An 18,142-nucleotide genomic window follows, 5' to 3' on the forward strand; every position below is an offset into this window, starting at 1 on the left:
GCCACGGCGGGCGCGTCGAACGGCCCGCGGCCGCCGGCGCCGCCGCGGCCGAACCGGCGCTGTCCGTCGACAGGCTGCGCTGGCGCACCCGCGTGCGCGACGTGTCGATGCGGATCGCGCCGAAGGAGATCGTCGGGCTGGCCGGCCTGCTCGGCTCGGGCCGCACCGAAACCTTCAAGGCCGTGTTCGGCGCGCAGAAGGCCGAAGGCGGCGACGTGCGGATCGACGGCGGCGCATTTCGCAACACCGCGCCGGCGCGCTCGATCGAACGCGGCCTGGCCTTTCTGTCGGAAGACCGCCGCTCGGAGGGCATCTTTCCGCGGCTCTCGGTGCGCGACAACCTGGTGGCCTCGGTGCTGCCGCGCATTTCGCGCTTCGGCTTCATCTCCACGCGCAAGCAGGACGAACTGGTGGCGCGCTACATCGAGGCGCTCGGCATCAAGACCGCCGGCCCCGGCGCGCCGATCTCGACGCTGTCGGGCGGCAACCAGCAGAAGGTGCTGATCGCGCGCTGCCTGTCGACGCATCCCACCGTGCTGCTGCTCGACGATCCGACGCGCGGCATCGACGTCGGCGCGAAGGAGGAAGTGCACCGCGTGGTGCGTGGGCTCGCCGATGACGGGCTCGCGGTGGTCGTCACCTCGTCCGAAATGGAGGAACTGCTGGAACTGACCGACCGCCTCGTGGTGCTCAACGAGGGCGTGACCACCGGCACGCTCGCGACGCAGGGCGCCAGCGCCGACGACGTGCTGGCGATCCTCGCCCAGGGCGGCCAGGACGCCGGCGGCGACGCGGCGCCGGACGCCGCCTCCCATGCCGCCCAGGCCCCGGCCAACCGATAGCGCAACCGCCGGGCCGGGCGCGCGCAGCGCCCCGCCCGGCCGCTCCACCGAACCGACGAGGACAGCTTGAGCCTTTCCAACCCTTCCGCGCAGCGCCCGCCCCGCGCGCTGCCCGCCCACGCCGCGCTGACGTGGGCACGCGAGAACAGCGTCTACGTGGCGCTGGCGATCCTCGTGCTGATCAATCTCGCGATCACGCCCGGCTTCTCGAATCCGCTGGCCGCCCGCAGCCTGCTGTTCGAGGCCGCGCCGGTGGTGCTGATCGCGCTCGGCCAGAACCTCGCGATCGCCACGCGCGGCATCGATCTGTCGGTCGGCTCGGTGATGGCGCTGGCCAGCGCGACGGTCGCCGTCTGTCTCGATTTCGGCACCGGCACCGCGATTGCGGCCGGCATCGCGGCCGGGCTGGTGGTCGGCATCTTCAACGGCGCGCTGGTATCGATCGTGCGCATCGATCCGCTGATCTCCGGGCTCGCGCTGCTGGTCGCCGCGCGCGGCCTGGCGCAGGCGCTGGTGGGCGGCTCGCGCGTGAGCCTGCCGCCCGCCGACGCGTTCGACCTGCTCGGCACCGGCGCGATCGGCCCGCTGCCGGTGGTGATGCTGATCGCGCTGGCGCTCGGCCTGCTGGTCATGCTGCTGGTGCGCCGCACCACCTTCGGCCGCTACACGATCCTGATCGGCGCGAGCCGCGGCGCGGCGTTCCTGGCCGGCATTCCGGTGCGCCGCACGCTGTTCCTCGTCTACGCGGCGAGCGGCGCGCTGGCGGGCCTGGCCGGTGTGTTCGCGTCGGCGCGGCTCGGCGCGTCGGATCCGAACTACGTGGGCGTCAATTTCGAGCTCGACGCGATCGCCGCGTCGGTGATCGGCGGCACGCCGCTGTCGGGCGGGCGCATCTCGATCGTCGGCACGGTGTTCGGCGTGCTGCTGCTGCAGGTGCTCGATGCGAGCTTCATCATGAACAACGTCAGCTTCACGTATGCGCAGATCCTGAAGGCCGTGTTCATCGTCGTCGCGCTGTATCTGCAGCGGCAAGGAGGCTGAGATGAACGCACGTCCGAACCTCGACTCCGGCTCCGGCCGGCTCGACGCCGACGCGAACCTGCGCCCGGCGCCGTCGGCCGCCCCGCAGCGCGCCCGCAAGGCGCGCCGCGCGCGGCTCGTCGGGCTGATCCAGTCGCGCGGCGCGATCGGCATCCTGATCCTGGTATGCGCCGCGGCCGGCGCGGTGTTTCCCGATTTCCTGCGTCCCGCCAACCTGGCGGACATCGTCTCCGCAGGTTCTTTCCTCGGCCTGATCGCGATCGGCCAGAGCCTCGTGATCATCATGGGCGGCTTCGATCTGTCGGTCGGCTCGATGGTGGGCCTCGGCACCGTGGTGGCCGCCTATGCGGCGCCGTACGGCTGGGGCGCGGCGATGCTCGCGCCGGTCGTCACGGGCCTGCTGGTGGGCCTCGTCAACGGCGTGCTGATCGCGCGGGCGCGGATGGCGCCGTTCATCGTCACGCTGGCCGCGCTGCTCGGCCTCAAGGGGCTGGCGCTGGTGCTGGCGAGCCAGGATCTGCTGATCGAGAACCCGGGCTTCTTCACGCAGATCGCCAACGGCTCGATCCTCGGCGTCAACACGCTGATCTGGCTGCTGGTGGCCGCCTATGCGGCGGGCGCGCTGGTGCTGAACGCCACGCCGTACGGCGCGGCGATCTTCGCGATCGGCGGCAACGAGGAAGCGGCGCGGATGCTCGGCGTGCGCGTCGAGCGCATCAAGATCCTGACCTACGGCCTGAGCGGTGCGCTGGCCGGCCTCGCGGGCGCGCTGCTGGCGTCGCATCTCGATTCGGGCCTGTCGGGCGCGGGCTCGGGCTACGAGCTGCAATCGATCGCGGCGGCCGTGATCGGCGGCGTGCTGCTGACGGGCGGGGTCGGCACCATGACCGGGCCGTTGGCCGGCGTGTTGCTGCTCGGCGTGATCCAGAACGTGATCAATCAGGTCGGCACGCTCAGCCCCTATTACCAGAACCTCGCGAGCGGCGTGTTCCTGCTGCTCGCGGTGATCGTGCAGACGGTGCTGACCAGCTCGCGCAAGCGCTAGGCGGCCTGCTGGCGGCCGCGGCGGCGAGTAGAGACAAGCGCGGGGAGATCGGTTAGAATCCGCGCTCGCGCTTTCCGGCGGCCGTCCGATTCCACGTCGGCGGCATGCTCGCGGAACGCTCCGGCCGCTACGCGGCGGCGTTCCCGATCATCGATGTGCGTGAGTGGCGAAATTGGTAGACGCACCAGGTTTAGGTCCTGACGCCCGCAAGGGTGTGCCGGTTCGAGTCCGGCCTCACGCACCACCCCGCATCACCCCCCTATTGTTCCCCCGCCGATTCCCCGACGTTCCGCCTCCGTCCCATCGCCCGGCCCATGCCGCGATCCGGCACGTCGGTGCTAGAATCGCCGCGCATTGGCCCGGCCCGGCGGCGCTGTCCCCCCGCCCCGCGTCCGGCCGCCCGCTTACGTCCATGTTGCCCCGCCCGTGAATTTCGACGACTACTGCCAGCAGAAGGCCGCTCCGGCCGGCTCCAGCGCCTATTACGCGCTCCGTCAGGCGCCGTTCGCCAGCCAGGGCGCGCTGACCGCGCTGTTCGCGCTGCGCCGCGAACTGGACGAGACCACCCGCGAAACCAGCGATCCGACCATCGGCCACACCAAGCTCGCCTGGTGGCGCAACGAGCTCGTCGCGCTCGCGCAGGGCCGCGCCTCGCATCCGGTCACGCAGGCCATCGCCCATCACGCGCCGGCGCTCGCGCCCGACGAGGCCGCCTGGCAGGCGCTCGCCAACGGCTTCGCGATGGATCTCGAACAGGCGCGCTATCTGGATTTCGCGAACCTGCGCCGCTATATCGGCGGTGTGGGCGGCGGCTTCGCGGCGCTGGTCGCGCGCGCCAGCGCGGGCGACGGCGCCGGCAACGCGCCCGATTGGGCGTTCGCGCTCGGCAACGCGTTGGCGCTCGCGCAGATCGTCGAGGACGTCGGGCACGACGCGCGCCACGGCCGCGTGTATCTGCCGATCGACGAGTTGCAGCGCTACGAAGTGACGGCCGCCGATCTCATGCACCGGCGCTACGGCGACGCATTCGACGAACTGATGCGGTTCCAGGCCGAGCGCGCGCGCCGGGCCCTGAACGAAGCACTCGACGCGATTCCGGCCGCCGAGCGGCGCGCCCAGCGCACGCTGCGCGCGCTTGGGGCGCTGGCGCTGGCCACGCTCGACGAAATCGATCGCGAAAAGTATCAGGTGCTGCACCAGCGCATCGCGCTCACGCCGATCCGCAAGCTGTGGGTGGCGTGGCGCGCCGCGCGCCGGCGCTAAACGTGCCGCCCGCGCGCATTCACGCGCGCAACAGCGGCAGCGGCGCGAACCTGCCGCGCAGCACCGCCGCCGCCGCATCGATCCCCCACCACGACGGCCCCAGCACGGTCGCATACAGTTGCCGGAAATCGACGGCCACCGGCAGGTTGCCATTGCCGTCGAGCCGCGCGAGCGCCGGCGTCTCGCCATGCAGCCCGCCGCGCACGCGCCCGCCCATCACGAAGTGCGGCGCCGACGTGCCGTGATCGGTGCCGCCGCTCTGGTTCTCGCGCACGCGCCGGCCGAACTCCGCATAGGTCATCACGAGCGTGTCGTCCCAGCGCCCCAGCTCGACAAGCGCCGAGCGCATCGCCGCCAGCCCTTCCGACAGTTGCTTGAGCAGCGCCGCCTGCTGGCCGGCCTGGTTCTGATGCGTGTCGAAACCGTTCAGCGTGAGCCGCAGCACGGCCACGCCCTGCCCCGCCAGCGGCTGCCGCTGCGGCGATTCGGACGCCGCCAGCACCTGCATCGCCGTCTTCACCGAGGTGCCGAACGGGCCGCCCGGAAACGCCGTGGCGAACGCGAACGCGCCGTCGCGCGGCCGCAGCCGCGCCGCCGCGTTGACGATGTCGTTCTCCACGTCGATCAGATGCGCAAGCGCCGGGTTCTGCTCGCGCAGCGCCACCGGATGCGCCAGCTTCGCCGCGCCGATGAACTGCGCCGGATTGACGAGCACGATCGCGCGCGCGCCGTTCGCGAGCGGCCCCATCTCGGCGCTGCCGAACACCACGCCGTCGGCCGCGAAACCGGGCGGCACCGGCGCGCGCGCGAACGCGCGCGACAGCCAGCCGTCGCCCAGATATTCGTCGGAGCGCGAGGCCGTGTCCCAGATCTCGATCGAGCGGAAATGCGAGAGATTCGGCTGCGGATAGCCGACGCCCTGCACCACCGCCAGCTCGTGCGCCTGCCAGGCGGGCAGCAACGGCGCGAGCGACGGATGCAGCGCCACATGTTCGTCGAGCGGCAGCAGCGTGTCGCGGCGCAGCGCGAGCGTCGGGCGCAGCGTGCGATAGAGCGGATCGGCGTAGGGCACCACCATGTTCAGGCCGTCGTTGCCGCCCTTCAATTCGACGAGGATCAGCAGGCGCTGGTAATGGCCCGTTTCGCTCGTCGGCTTGGCGAGAGTCGTTCCGGCCAGCGCCTCGGCCGCCTGCGCGCCCGGCGTCCAGATCGTCACGCCGGCCGCGCCCGCCATGCCGGCCAGCCTCAGGAAATCGCGTCGTTTCATGGTTGCGTCCTCGTTGCCGTTGCCGGCCTCAGCACAGTTGATAGACCGGATCCATCAGCAGCGCGCGCAAATACGCCGCGCCGCTCGCCCCGGCATCGATCGCCGCGACCGGCGACAGCGGCAACACCGCATGCTGCAATTGCAATTCGACCGACACCGACGGCTTGCCCTGCGGCGCAGCGCCGAACCGCGCGAGCCAGCCGTCGAGATCGAAGCGCATCGCCGCACCGCGCGGCTTGGGCGCGGCGGACGCCGTCGGTATCGCGGAAGCCATCGCGGGCCGCGCCGCCTTCGCCGGTTTGCCCGGCGCGGTGGTCGAGCGGAACATGCGCTCGACGAACTGCTTGCGCGCCAGCAGCGTCGCGCTGTTGATCCACAACGCGCCGCCGGGCCAGCCCTTGACGTTCGGCGGCGCGAACAGGTTCTCGCCGAGCCCGCGCACCACCGGCACGAATTGCGCCGCATCGCCGTAGTCGATCGCGAACAGCCGCACGTTGCCGACCACGAATTCCACCGGCGATTTCACATGCACGCCGCGCACGCGGTCGCTCCAGAACGCATCGCTCGACAGCAGCGCCGCGAGCGCCGCGCGGATCTCGTAGCCGCTGTCGCGAAAGCGCGCGGCGATCGCATCAAGCTCGACGGGATCGGGCGTGTCGGAGACGAACTCGCGCCACAGCTTCGCGCAGACGAAGCGCGCCGTGTCGGGCTGCGCGAGCAGGATGTCGAGCACGCCGTCGGCGTCGAGCGGGCCGCTCTGCCCGAGCACGGTCTTCATGCCGTCGTCGTGAAGGTTCGGATGCCAAACTGTTTCGAGCGTATCGGGATCGAGGCCCCAGCCGGTCAGCGCGCGCGCCGCCTCGGTCACGTCGCGCTGCGTGTAATGGCCTTCGCCGAGCGTGAACAACTCCATCACCTCGCGCGCGAAATTCTCGTTGGGGCGGCCCTTGCGATTGCTCGCGCCGTCGAGGTATTGCAGCATCGCCGGATCCTTCGCCACCGCATGCAGCATCGTGCCGAAATTGCCGAGCGCCTCGCCGCGCAGCAGGCGGTGCTGCATCGCCATCGTGCGCGCATACGGCGATTTGTCCTGCCCCGACGTGAAGTGCCGATGCCAGAACAGCGTCATGCGTTCGGCCAGCGGCGACGGCGTGCTCAGCATCGCGTCGAGCCACCACGCGCGCAACGCGTCGTAGCGTTGCGCTTGCAGGCGCTGGTCGTCGCGGCGCTGATCGGGGCTCCAGGCGTTGCGCACCGCGCGCGACGGCGGCAGTTCGTCGGTCCAGGGCGGCATCGCCGTGAACGTGTCGTGGCGCGCGCCGTCGAGCAGCGCGTCGACGGCCGCCGCGCGCGTCGTGCCGACATGGCGCGCAACCTCGTCGGGGGCCGCGGCAAAACCCGTGCGCGTCAGCAGAAAACGGGCGTCGTCGGCATCGAGCAGCGCCTGCATCGACGGCGGCCCGTTGCCGACGGCACGGGTGGCGGCATGCGCGCCGTGCGCACCCGGGCGAGACACTTCGGTATCGATTCGACGCATGCGACGCCGCTCCCTGATGACCTGAATCGCGCGCAAGCCGGCACGCTTGTGGCCAAGCGGGCGCGGCATGCGCATCCATCAAATAAACGGACGGCGCAGGCGACGCGTTGACGTGACGCATCCGGGTGCACGCGCACGCAAACGGTGCGTCGCACGACGTCCTGACATCAAATATAGGGAAAATGAAACGCTGGACTCAGCGCTTGTAGAGCTCGCGCACGGCGTCTTCGATGTGCTGGCGCAGCAGATGGCGTTCTTCGGGCGTCATGTGCCCGTCGCGGCGGCGCTGGTCGAGATCGGGGGGAACGGCGGAGCGGCCGGACGGTTCGTCGAAACGATCGAGCTGATCGCGCGCCGGCGGCGGCACGACACGGCCGCGCGACACCTTGTGCAACGGCCCGCCCCGCTCGTGGCGTTGCGCGCAAGCGAAGTTCGATGCAAAGAGACCGGCAAACACGATCGTCAGTGCGCATGCCATCTGGTGAGATCGCATCACTGTGCTCGCTTCTGTGGTCGATTTGTTCCCTTCGTCACGCGGCAACCGTTTTAACCTCTGGTACTTGAAGACACCCGGCGAATATCGGGCAAACGAACTACGAAATCTCGAGTGGGTGGAGTATCCACTGAACTTCCGCGCCAAGTAAAGGAGTGTCTAACGACTGTCTTTACTCAGCATCGCAGCACGGGTAAATTTTGTAACCGACTGTTACTCGTAAAATCCCGCGCCCGTGCGCACCTCCGTAATCGCGATAAGATGCCGTCCATGGAAACGAAAAACCCCTCGAAAATCCTCGTCGTCGACGACGATCCCCGCTTGCGCGATCTGCTGCGCCGTTATCTCGGCGAGCAAGGCTTCAATGTGTATGTCGCAGAAAATGCGACGGCCATGAACAAGCTGTGGGTTCGCGAACGTTTCGATCTGCTCGTGCTCGACCTGATGCTGCCCGGCGAGGACGGCCTGTCGATCTGCCGCCGCCTGCGCGGCAGCAACGACCGCACGCCGATCATCATGCTGACGGCGAAGGGCGAGGACGTCGACCGCATCGTCGGTCTCGAGATGGGCGCCGACGATTATCTGCCGAAGCCGTTCAATCCGCGCGAACTCGTGGCGCGGATTCACGCGGTGCTGCGCCGCCAGGCGCCGGCCGAATTGCCGGGCGCGCCTTCGGAAACCACCGAAGTATTCGAATTCGGCGAGTTCTCGCTGAATCTCGCCACGCGCACGCTGACCAAATCGGGCCAGGAAATTCCGCTGACCACCGGCGAATTCTCGGTACTGAAAGTATTCGCGCGCCATCCGCGCCAGCCGCTGTCGCGCGAAAAGCTCATGGAACTGGCGCGCGGCCGCGAATACGAAGTGTTCGACCGCAGCCTCGATGTGCAGATCTCGCGTCTGCGCAAGCTGATCGAACCGGATCCGGGCAGCCCGCGCTTCATCCAGACCGTCTGGGGCCTCGGCTACGTGTTCATCCCCGACGGCGCGGCCTGATCGCCCAACCGGCTCGGCGCGCGTTCGCGCGCGCCGGCCTTCCCCGCCACGCCTGCCTAGACAGTCCGCACTATGCGTATTGACCGGCGCCTTTTGACGCTCGTTTTTGGCGGGCTGTTCTGGCGCACCTTCCTGCTGATCGCCCTGTTGATCGCGGTCAGCCTCGCCGCGTGGTTCCAGAGCTTTCGCGTGATCGAGCGCGAGCCGCGCGCGCAGCGCGTGGCGCTGCAGCTCGTCGCGGTCGTCAAGCTCACGCGCACCGCCCTGCTCTATTCCGATCCCGACCTGCGCCGCGCGCTGTTGCAGGATCTCGAGAGCAACGAGGGCGTGCGCGTCTACCCGCGCGAAACATCCGACAAATTCAAGCTCCAGCCCGACGAATCGCTGAACCGCCTGATCGAGCACGACATCCGCAGCCGGCTCGGCGACGACACCGTGATCGCGCAATCGGTCAACGAGATTCCCGGCGTGTGGATCAGCTTCAAGATCGACGACGACGATTACTGGGTCGCGCTCGACCGCGACCAGCTCGATACCGTCACGGGCCTGCAATGGGCCGGCTGGGGCCTGTTCGCGCTGGCGCTCTCGCTGCTCGGTTCGGCCTTCATCACGAGCCTCGTGAATCAGCCGTTCTCGCGGCTCGCGCTCGCCGCGCGCAAGGTGGGCGCCGGGCAGATGCCCGAGCCGCTGCCCGAGCGCGGCATGGGCGTGGCCGCCGACACCAACCGCAGCTTCAACCAGATGGTGCGCGATCTCGAACAGCTCGACGCCGATCGCGCGCTGATGCTGGCCGGCATCTCGCACGACCTGCGCACGCCGCTCGCGCGGCTGCGGCTCGAAACCGAGATGAGCCCGTCGGATCAGGCCACCAAGGACGCGATGGTGGACGACATCGAACAGATGGATCGCATCATCGCGGCCTTCATCGATTACGCGCGGCCCACGCCGCAGCGCGCACTCGAACCGGTCGACCTGTCGATGATCGCGCACGACGTGGCCGCGCGCCTCGCCAACGAGGACGGCGTGCAGATCACCACGCGGCTCGCGCCGGCGGCCGTGGTCGAGGCCGACGAAACCGACATGCGGCGCGTGGTCGGCAACCTGGTCGAGAACGCGCGCAAGTACGGCCTGAGCGCGGGCGACGGCATCGCGCGGATCGTCGTCGAAACGCGCAGTTCGGCCACCCGCGTCGAGCTGATCGTGCGCGACGAAGGCCCCGGCATCCCCGACGATCAACTGCCGCTCGTGATGCGCCCGTTCTATCGCGTCGACGCGGCGCGCAGCAAGGCCGACGGCACCGGCCTCGGCATGGCGATCGTGCTGCGCATCGTGGGCCGCTACCGCGGCACGCTGAAGCTGCGCAACCGCGCGCCGGAGCCGGGCCTCGAAGTGTTGCTCGACTTCCCCACCGGCAAGGCCGCCCGCACGGCAGCCTGATTCTCCCGCTTCATTCCCGATCCCGAGCGGCGGCGGCGATTGGCCCGCCGCTCGCGGCGCGCGCGTTTCGATAGCGAATTCCTACTGGAGCGCTTCCCCGATAGACCTATAGTCGATGCGTGGCACCCGCTCACCGCAAGGAGCCCGCATATGAAAACCGTCGGCGACAGGCTCGAGGCGTTCACCGTGGTGGCCGCCCGCCCCGGCTTCCTGCAGCCCGAGGAAAACGGTCATTCGGCCTACGAAACGATCACGGAAGCCTCGTTCCCCGATCGCTGGAAAGTGATCTATTTCTATCCGCGCGATTTCGATGCCGCCTGCGCCGACGAGATCGCCGGCTTCGCGCGGCTGCAGCCGGCGTTCGCCGAGCGCGGCGCGGTGCTGCTCGGCGGCAGCGCCGACAACGAATGCGTCAAGCTCGCCTGGCGGCGCGAGCACGCCGCGCTCGACCGGCTCAACCACTACGCGTTCGGCGACGTGAAGGGCGAACTGATCGACCAGCTCGGCGTGCGCGACCGCGACACCGGCACCGCGCTGCCCGCCACGTTCATCGTCGACGCCGACAACATCATCCAGCACGTCTCGGCCGACCGACTCGAAGCGGGCTGCCGGCCCGAGGAGATCCTGCGCGTGCTCGATGCGCTGCTGGGCGCGGCATCGGCGGCGCGTTAGCCGCCGGCGCGCAGAAACGACAACGCCCCGCACGAGGCGGGGCGTTGCGCGCATCGGCCGGCTCGCGCCGGCTGTCACGACACTCAGGCGCCGTCGCGTACCAGCAGCGCGGCGGCTTGCGCCTCGATGCCTTCGCCGCGGCCCAGATAACCGAGCTTCTCGTTGGTCTTCGCCTTGACGTTGACGCGGTCGAGCGGCAGGCCGAGATCCTCGGCGATGGTGACGCGCATCGCCTCGATGTGCGGCGCGAGCTTCGGCGCCTGCGCGATCACGGTGGTGTCGACGTTGCGGATCGAGAAACCCGCCGCCTTCACGCGCTTCACGCATTCGCGCAGCAGCACGCGGCTGTCGGCGCCCTTGAACTGCGCGTCGGTGTCCGAGAAATGACGGCCGATGTCGCCGAGCGCGGCCGCGCCGAACAGCGCGTCGGTCAGCGCGTGCAGCAGCACGTCGGCGTCCGAGTGGCCGAGCAGCCCGCGCTCGTAGGGGATCGTCACGCCGCCGATGATGAGCGGCCGGCCGGGAACCAGTTGATGTACGTCGTAGCCTTGTCCGATTCTGAAATCCATGCTGGGTCGGTTCCTGGTTGAGTGGATCAGGAGGCGTTCGCCGGCCGCGACAAAAATGCCTCGGCCAGATCGAAATCCTCGGGGTACGTGACCTTGAAGTTGCGCAGGTTGCCCTGCACGACGCGCGGCGCATGGCCGGCCCATTCGATCGCGCTGGCCTCGTCGGTCAGGTCGTGGCCGTCGCGCTGCGCGGCGAGGATCGCGTCGCGCAGCATGCCGATGCGGAACATCTGCGGGGTTTGCGCCTGCCAGAGCCCGTCGCGCGATTCGGTGCGGGCGATCTCGTCGCCGCCGGCCGGCACGCGCTTGAGCGTATCGGCCACCGGCAGCGCGACGATGCCGCCCACCGGGTCGTCCTTCAGCGTGGCGATCAGCGTGCGGATCAACGCGGGCGTGATGCCGGGGCGCGCGGCGTCGTGCACCAGCACCCAATCGGCGTCGGTCGCGCCGAACTCCTCGGTGAGCCGCAGCAGCCCGTTCAGCACCGAGGCCTGGCGCGACGCGCCGCCGCAGCGGCTGACCGCGAAGCGCAGGCCGGAGAAGCGGCGCGCGTCGAAATGCGTGTCGTCGGGCGAGATCACCACCAGCGTTTGCGAGAATTCGCTGAGCGCGTCGAATGCGGCGAGCGTGTAGTGCAGCAGCGCGCGACCGGCCAGCGTGCGGTACTGCTTGGGCAGCGCCGAGCCGGAACGGCTGCCGGTGCCGGCGCAGGGAATCAGGGCAAAAAGTCGGGGAGTCACGTGAGCGAACGCCGGTAATAGGGAAATCGAAGGCAGGATTTTATAATAGGTCTTTCGCCTCGGCCGTCGTGCCGATCGCTGCGCCCCGGCGCTCGCCATTCCAGCCTCGTCCATGCCAGAAAACGCCAGCACTCCGTCGTCCCCCGTCGCACTCGTGAAACCGGGCCAGCGCTTCGCCTTCGACGGCGCGCACGGCTCCGCCGATGGCCTCGTCATCGCCCGCTATCTCGCCGCCCACCAGGCGCAGGTGCCGCTGCTCGCGGTGGTCTGCGCGAGCGCGGTGGACGCGCAGCGGCTCTCGCAGGAGCTGGCGTTCTTCGCCCCCGAGGCCCGCGTGCGGCTGCTGCCCGACTGGGAAACCCTGCCTTACGATACGTTTTCACCGCACCAGGATCTGGTCTCGGAACGGCTCGCCACGCTGCACGATCTCGGCGAGGGGCGCTGCGACATCCTGCTCGTGCCGGCCACCACGGCGCTGTACCGGATGCCGCCCGCCTCGTTCCTGGCCGCCTACACATTCGCGTTCAAGCAGGGCGAGCGGCTCGACGAGGCGAAGCTCAAGGCGCAGCTCACGCTGGCCGGCTACGAGCACGTGAGCCAGGTGGTGCGCCCCGGCGAATACTGCGTGCGCGGCTCGCTGATCGACCTGTTCCCGATGGGCTCGCCGCTGCCCTACCGGCTCGACCTGTTCGACGATCAGGTCGATTCGATCCGCGCGTTCGATCCCGACACGCAGCGCAGCCTCTACCCGGTGCGCGACGTGCGCCTGCTGCCGGGCCGCGAATTCCCGTTCGACGAGGCCGCGCGCACCGCGTTCCGCAGCCGCTGGCGCGAAACCTTCGAGGGCGACCCGAGCCGCGCGACGATCTATCGCGACATCGGCAACGGCGTGCCGTCGGCCGGCATCGAGTATTACCTGCCGCTGTTCTTCGAGGACACCGCCACGCTGTTCCACTATCTGCCGCAGGATGCGCATCTGGTGTTCAGCGGCGATCTGGACACCGCGATCCGCCGCTTCACGGCCGATACGAAGCAGCGCTACACCTTCATGTCGCACGACCGCGAGCGGCCGATCCTCGAGCCGCAGCGGCTGTTCCTCAGCGACGACGATTTCTACACGTTCGCCAAGCCGTTCGCGCGCGTGGTGCTGCCGGCGCAGCCCGAAGGCGGCTGGGCCGCGCCGCTGCCGCCGCTCGCGCTCGAACGGCAGGCCGACGATCCTGTCGCGGCGCTGCGCCAGTATCTCGCCAGCTCCCCGAACCGCGTGCTGTTCACGGTCGAATCGGCCGGCCGCCGCGAAACCATCGCGCAACTGCTGGCCGAGAACGGCCTGCGCCCGGCCGGCAACGACAGCTTCGCCGCCTGGCTCGCCAGCGACGAGCGGTTCGCGCTCGGCGTCGCGCCGCTCGCGAGCGGCTTCGCGGTGCCGGGCGAAGGCTACGCGATCGTCACCGAAACCGAGCTGTACGGCGCCACCGGCCGCCGCGCGGGGCGCCGCCGCCAGGAGCAGGCCAGCAACGTCGACGCGATGGTGCGCGACCTGTCGGAGCTCAAGGTGGGCGACCCGGTCGTGCACACGCAGCACGGCATCGGCCGCTACATGGGCCTCGTGTCGATGGATCTCGGCGAGGGCGACACCGAATTCCTGCATCTCGAATACGCGGGCGAAAGCAAGCTCTACGTGCCGGTGTCGCAACTGCACGTGATCTCGCGCTACAGCGGCGCCGATCCCGACAGCGCGCCGCTGCACGCGCTCGGCTCGGGCCAGTGGGAGCGCGCCAAGCGCAAGGCCGCGCAGCAGATCCGCGACACCGCGGCCGAGCTGCTGAACCTGTACGCGCGCCGCGCCGCGCGCGAGGGCCATGCGTTCGCGCTCGATCCGCGCGACTACGTGAAGTTCGCCGAGAGCTTCGGCTTCGAGGAAACGCCCGACCAGGCCGCCGCGATCGCCGCCGTGATCGGCGACATGACGAGCGGCAAGCCGATGGATCGCCTGGTGTGCGGCGACGTGGGCTTCGGCAAGACCGAGGTGGCGTTGCGCGCAGCGTTCATCGCCGTGCTCGGCGGCAAGCAGGTGGCGCTGCTCTCGCCCACCACGCTGCTGGCCGAACAGCACACGCAGACCTTCATCGACCGCTTCGCCGACTGGCCCGTGCGCGTGGCCGAGCTATCGCGCTTCAAGTCGACCAAGGAAATCTCGGCGGCGATCCAGCAGATCAACGAAGGCAGCGTCGACATCGTGATCGGCACGCACAAGCTGCTGTCGTCCGACGTGCAGTTCAAGCGGCTCGGGCTCGTCATCATCGACGAGGAACACCGCTTCGGCGTGCGCCAGAAGGAGGCGCTCAAGGCGCTGCGCGCCGAGGTGGACGTGCTGACGCTGACGGCCACGCCGATCCCGCGCACGCTCGGCATGGCGCTCGAGGGCCTGCGCGATTTCTCTGTGATCGCCACCGCGCCGCAGAAGCGGCTCGCGATCAAGACCTTCGTGCGCCGCGAGGACGACAGCGTGATCCGCGAGGCGATGCTGCGCGAACTCAAGCGCGGCGGCCAGGTGTACTTCCTGCACAACGAGGTCGAGACCATCGAGAACCGCAAGGCGATGCTCGAGGAACTCGTGCCGGAAGCGCGCATCGCGATCGCGCACGGCCAGATGCACGAGCGCGAACTCGAACGCGTGATGCGCGATTTCGTGGGGCTGCGCGCCAACGTGCTGCTGTGCACGACCATCATCGAAACCGGCATCGACGTGCCGAGCGCGAACACGATCATCATGCATCGCGCCGACAAGTTCGGCCTCGCGCAGTTGCATCAGTTGCGCGGCCGGGTCGGCCGTTCGCACCACCAGGCCTATGCCTACCTGCTGGTGCACGATCCGCAGGCGCTGACCAAGCAGGCGCAGCGCCGGCTCGAGGCGATCCAGCAGATGGAGGAGCTCGGTTCGGGCTTCTATCTGGCGATGCACGACCTGGAAATCCGCGGCACGGGCGAGGTGCTCGGCGACAAGCAATCGGGCGAGATCCACGAGATCGGCTTCCAGCTCTACACCGACATGCTCAACGACGCCGTGAAGGCGCTCAAGAACGGCCGCGAGCCGGATCTGCTCGCGCCGCTGGCCGCCACCACCGAGATCAACCTGCACACGCCCGCGATCCTGCCGGCCGATTACTGCGCCGACGTGCAGGAGCGGCTGTCGCTCTACAAGCGCCTCGCGAACTGCGAGGAAGCCGAATCGATCGACGCGATCCACGAGGAACTGGTCGACCGTTTCGGCAAGCTGCCGCCGCAGGCCACCGCGCTGGTCGAGACGCACCGGCTGCGGCTGCTGGCCCGGCCGCTCGGCATCAGCAAGATCGATGCGAGCGAGGTGGCGATCGGCCTGCAGTTCGTGCCCGATCCGCCGATCGATCCGATGCGCATCATCGAGATGGTGCAGAAGCATCGCCACGTGAAGCTCGCCGGCCAGGACAAGCTGCGCATCGAGACGCGCACGCCCGATCCGGCGATCCGCGTGTCGACCGTCAAGGAAACGCTGCGCGCGCTCGGTCAGCCCACCGGCGGCAAGAAGGCGCCGGCGCGCTGAGCGCGGCTGCCGCAGCGCGGGCCGCGACGCCCCCGCTGCGGATCCCGCTGCCCGGGCCGGATCCGGCGCGGGCGAGCGGCCGGCACGCGCTTTTCATGCTGCACCGCAAGGCGGCCCGCGAGCGCGGGCCGCCTTGTTTTTGAGTATGATTTTCGTATTGCCATCCGGAGTTTCACCATGCGTTCCGCTGTCGACGCCGCTACCCCGCCTGCTTCCTCCTCCGCTTCCACTGCGTCCGCCGCCAGCCTCGACTGGGTCAATCGCCTGGTGGCGATGGACACCACCAGCCGCGTGCCGAACCTCGGCCTGATCGAAACCGTGCGCGATGCGCTGGCCGAACGCGGCATCCGCTCCGAGCTGACATACGACAAGCGCGAAGGCTGGGCCAACCTGTTCGCGACGATCCCCGCGCACGACGGCGCGACCGACGGCGGCGTGGTGCTGTCCGGCCACACCGACGTGGTGCCGGTCGACGGCCAGAACTGGGACAGCGATCCGTTCGCGCCGCAAATTCGCGACGGCCGCCTCTACGGGCGCGGCACCTGCGACATGAAGGGCTTCATCGGCTCGGCGCTCGCGCTGGTGCCCGAGATGCAAGCGGCGCGGCTCGTCAAGCCGATCCACTTCGCGCTGTCCTACGACGAGGAAATCGGCTGCGCCGGCGCGCCGCTGCTGATCGCCGACCTCAAGGAGCGCGGGCTGAACCCGAGCGGCTGCATCGTGGGCGAGCCCACCAGCATGCGGCCGATCATCGCCCACAAGGGCATCAACACCTACCGCTGCTGCGTGCGCGGCCACGCGGCGCATTCGTCGCTGACGCCGAAGGGGCTCAACGCGATCGAATACGCGGCGCGCCTGATCTGCCATATCCGCGACATCGCCGACGAGTTCCGCGCCAACGGCCCGTTCGACGAGCTCTACGACGTGCCGTTCACCACCGCGCAAACCAGCCTGATCGAAGGCGGCAACGCGATCAACACGGTGCCGGCCGAGTGCCGCTTCTCGTTCGAATTCCGCAACCTGCCGACGCTCGATCCCGACACGATCTTCGCCCGGATCGACGCCTACGCGCGCGACACGCTGCTGCCGAAGATGCGCCGCGAGCACCCCGACGCGGCCATCGAGATTTCGAAGATCGCCGCCGCGCCCGGCCTCGACGCCGACGAGCAGGCCGCCATCACCGAGCTGGTGCGCGCACTGACGGCCGACCGCTCGCAGCGCAAGGTCGCCTACGGCACCGAGGCCGGGCTGTTCGCCAACGCGGGCATTCCGAGCGTCGTGTGCGGCCCCGGCAACATCGAACAGGCGCACAAGCCGAACGAATACGTCGAGCTGGCCCAGCTCGACGCCTGCGACCAGTTCCTTCGCAAGTTCATCCACAGCATGACGCTGGCCTGATCCCCAACCACCTGCCGCGGCGCCCGCCGTTCGCGGCGGGGGCCGCGCCCCCGCCGACATGTCCACCCTCGCTCCCCCGCCCGCTCCCGCCGCCCAGCCCGCCATCAACGGCAAGCCGGTTCCGACGCTCGACGACATCGCCGCCGAACACTTCGCGCTGACGCCCTGGGTGTCGCGCACGCCCGTGTTCGAGCGCGCCGACCTGCCCGAGCTGGAGTCCACCCACGTCAATCTGAAGTTCGAGCTGCTGCAGGCCAGCGGCAGCTTCAAGGTGCGCAGCGCGTTCGCCAACCTGCTCGCGCTCGGCGAGCGGCAGCGGCGGCTCGGCGTGACCTGCGTGTCGTCGGGCAATCACGCGGCGGCCGTCGCCTACGCGGCGATGCGGCTCGGCATCGGCGCCAAGGTCGTGATGCTCGACAGCGCCTGCGACGCGCATCGCGCGCTGTGCCGCCAGTACGGCGCGGAGATCGTCATGGCCGACGACCGCGCCGAGGCATTCGAGCGCGTGCGCCGCATCGAAACCGAGGAAGGCCGCCATTTCGTGCACGCGTTCAACGGCTATCGCACGATCCTCGGCACGGCCACGCTCGGCTACGAATGGGCCACGCAGGCGCCCGACCTCGACGCCGTGATCGTGCCGGTGGGCGGCGGCGGCCTCGCGGCCGGCGTGTCGACCGCGCTGCGGCTCGCCAATCCGCGCGTGCGCGTCTATGGCGTGGAGCCGTCCGGCGCCGACGTGATGAGCCGCAGCTTCGCGGCGAACCGGCCCGTGGAAGTGAGCGAGGTGCATACCATCGCCGATGCGCTCGCGCTCACGCACACCGAGGAATACGACTACGAGCTGTGCCGCCGCCATCTCGAGCGGCTCGTCACGGTGGACGACGACGCGTTGCGCGCCGCCATGCACTACCTGTTCGCGCAATTGAAGACGGTGGCCGAGCCGGCCTGCGCGGCGCCGCTCGCGGCCTTGCTCGGGCCGCTGCGCGAAACGCTGCAGGGCAAGCGCGTGGGCGTGCTGCTGGCCGGCTCCAATATCGACGCGGCGAGCTTCGCCGCGCATCTGGCGGCACGCCGCGGCGCGGCGCGCGCGTAAGCGGCCGCGCCGACATATCCCCAGATTGTGTTGAGTAGCCTGTGGACAAGCGCCTGACAAGCGAGCCAAGTGCTTGATTGAGCGGACATTCGCGGCGCTGACCCAAATCGGTCGCCGCGCGGGCGGGCGCGCCGCGCTGCCCGTTTTCGCACCCGCGCTGCCCAAT

15 protein-coding genes and 1 tRNA gene are annotated in these 18,142 nt (G+C 69.5%); 11 read left to right on the plus strand and 5 right to left on the minus strand.

The genetic code is table 11. The features are described from left to right. The 5 genes from G3N92_RS03135 to G3N92_RS03155 all read left to right on the plus strand — a co-directional run. Positions 1-842 (plus strand): ATP-binding cassette domain-containing protein (locus tag G3N92_RS03135; RefSeq protein ID WP_241014550.1); only part of this gene is annotated, 842 nt, incomplete at its 5' end. Between the two features lie 66 nt (positions 843-908). Beyond that, complete coding sequence (locus G3N92_RS03140) at positions 909-1,883, plus strand: ABC transporter permease (protein ID WP_206125987.1); 975 nt, start codon at positions 909-911, stop codon at positions 1,881-1,883. A gap of 1 nt (position 1,884) precedes the next feature. Next, positions 1,885-2,928, plus strand: coding sequence for an ABC transporter permease (locus tag G3N92_RS03145; protein ID WP_241014551.1), 1,044 nt, complete (start codon positions 1,885-1,887; stop codon positions 2,926-2,928). A 157-nt stretch (positions 2,929-3,085) separates the two neighbouring features. Further along, positions 3,086-3,172: transfer RNA gene (locus G3N92_RS03150), tRNA-Leu, on the plus strand. Between the two features lie 110 nt (positions 3,173-3,282). Next, positions 3,283-4,191 carry a squalene/phytoene synthase family protein gene (locus tag G3N92_RS03155; protein ID WP_241014552.1) on the plus strand — a complete coding sequence of 303 codons (909 nt, stop codon included), beginning with the start codon at positions 3,283-3,285 and terminating at the stop codon, positions 4,189-4,191. Between the two features lie 19 nt (positions 4,192-4,210). Here G3N92_RS03155 and G3N92_RS03160 read toward each other — a convergent pair whose 3' ends face one another. The 3 genes from G3N92_RS03160 to G3N92_RS03170 form a co-directional block, all read right to left on the minus strand. After that, positions 4,211-5,458 (minus strand): DUF1501 domain-containing protein, encoded by a 1,248-nt coding sequence (locus G3N92_RS03160; RefSeq protein WP_206125991.1) that lies wholly within the window; start codon positions 5,456-5,458, stop codon positions 4,211-4,213. 28 nt (positions 5,459-5,486) lie between these two features. Further along, a complete protein-coding gene (locus G3N92_RS03165; RefSeq protein WP_206126033.1) occupies positions 5,487-6,908 on the minus strand; it encodes a DUF1800 domain-containing protein in 1,422 nt (473 codons plus the stop codon). A 283-nt stretch (positions 6,909-7,191) separates the two neighbouring features. Then, entirely contained in the window at positions 7,192-7,488 is a 297-nt protein-coding gene (locus G3N92_RS03170) for a hypothetical protein (protein ID WP_206126034.1), read from the minus strand. Positions 7,489-7,758: 270 nt separating this feature from the next. Between G3N92_RS03170 and ompR the strand changes: the two genes are divergently transcribed. From ompR to G3N92_RS03185, 3 genes are all read left to right on the plus strand, one after another. Then, positions 7,759-8,484 carry a two-component system response regulator OmpR gene (gene ompR / locus G3N92_RS03175; RefSeq protein WP_004199523.1) on the plus strand — a complete coding sequence of 242 codons (726 nt, stop codon included), beginning with the start codon at positions 7,759-7,761 and terminating at the stop codon, positions 8,482-8,484. A 72-nt stretch (positions 8,485-8,556) separates the two neighbouring features. Then, a complete protein-coding gene (locus G3N92_RS03180; protein WP_206125992.1) occupies positions 8,557-9,921 on the plus strand; it encodes an ATP-binding protein in 1,365 nt (454 codons plus the stop codon). 150 nt (positions 9,922-10,071) lie between these two features. Beyond that, entirely contained in the window at positions 10,072-10,593 is a 522-nt protein-coding gene (locus G3N92_RS03185) for a redoxin domain-containing protein (protein WP_206125994.1), read from the plus strand. An 83-nt stretch (positions 10,594-10,676) separates the two neighbouring features. Here G3N92_RS03185 and ispF read toward each other — a convergent pair whose 3' ends face one another. Next, complete coding sequence (ispF, locus tag G3N92_RS03190; protein WP_206125996.1) at positions 10,677-11,162, minus strand: 2-C-methyl-D-erythritol 2,4-cyclodiphosphate synthase; 486 nt, start codon at positions 11,160-11,162, stop codon at positions 10,677-10,679. A 26-nt stretch (positions 11,163-11,188) separates the two neighbouring features. After that, positions 11,189-11,902, minus strand: a complete 714-nt coding sequence (ispD, locus tag G3N92_RS03195) for a 2-C-methyl-D-erythritol 4-phosphate cytidylyltransferase (protein ID WP_206125998.1) — start codon at positions 11,900-11,902, stop codon at positions 11,189-11,191. Positions 11,903-12,014: 112 nt separating this feature from the next. Between ispD and mfd the strand changes: the two genes are divergently transcribed. From mfd to G3N92_RS03210, 3 genes are all read left to right on the plus strand, one after another. After that, positions 12,015-15,485: a transcription-repair coupling factor gene (gene mfd, locus G3N92_RS03200; RefSeq protein WP_206126000.1), complete on the plus strand. Its 3,471-nt coding sequence runs from the start codon at positions 12,015-12,017 to the stop codon at positions 15,483-15,485. 177 nt (positions 15,486-15,662) lie between these two features. Continuing rightward, the gene (argE, locus tag G3N92_RS03205) at positions 15,663-16,883 is read left to right on the plus strand and encodes an acetylornithine deacetylase (RefSeq protein WP_206126001.1); all 1,221 of its coding nucleotides are present in this window, start codon (positions 15,663-15,665) and stop codon (positions 16,881-16,883) included. A 58-nt stretch (positions 16,884-16,941) separates the two neighbouring features. Further along, the gene (locus G3N92_RS03210) at positions 16,942-17,976 is read left to right on the plus strand and encodes a pyridoxal-phosphate dependent enzyme (protein ID WP_206126002.1); all 1,035 of its coding nucleotides are present in this window, start codon (positions 16,942-16,944) and stop codon (positions 17,974-17,976) included. Positions 17,977-18,142: the final 166 nt, after the last annotated feature.

This window comes from Burkholderia sp. Ac-20379 (assembly GCF_017104645.1).
Taxonomy (GTDB): domain Bacteria; phylum Pseudomonadota; class Gammaproteobacteria; order Burkholderiales; family Burkholderiaceae; genus Burkholderia.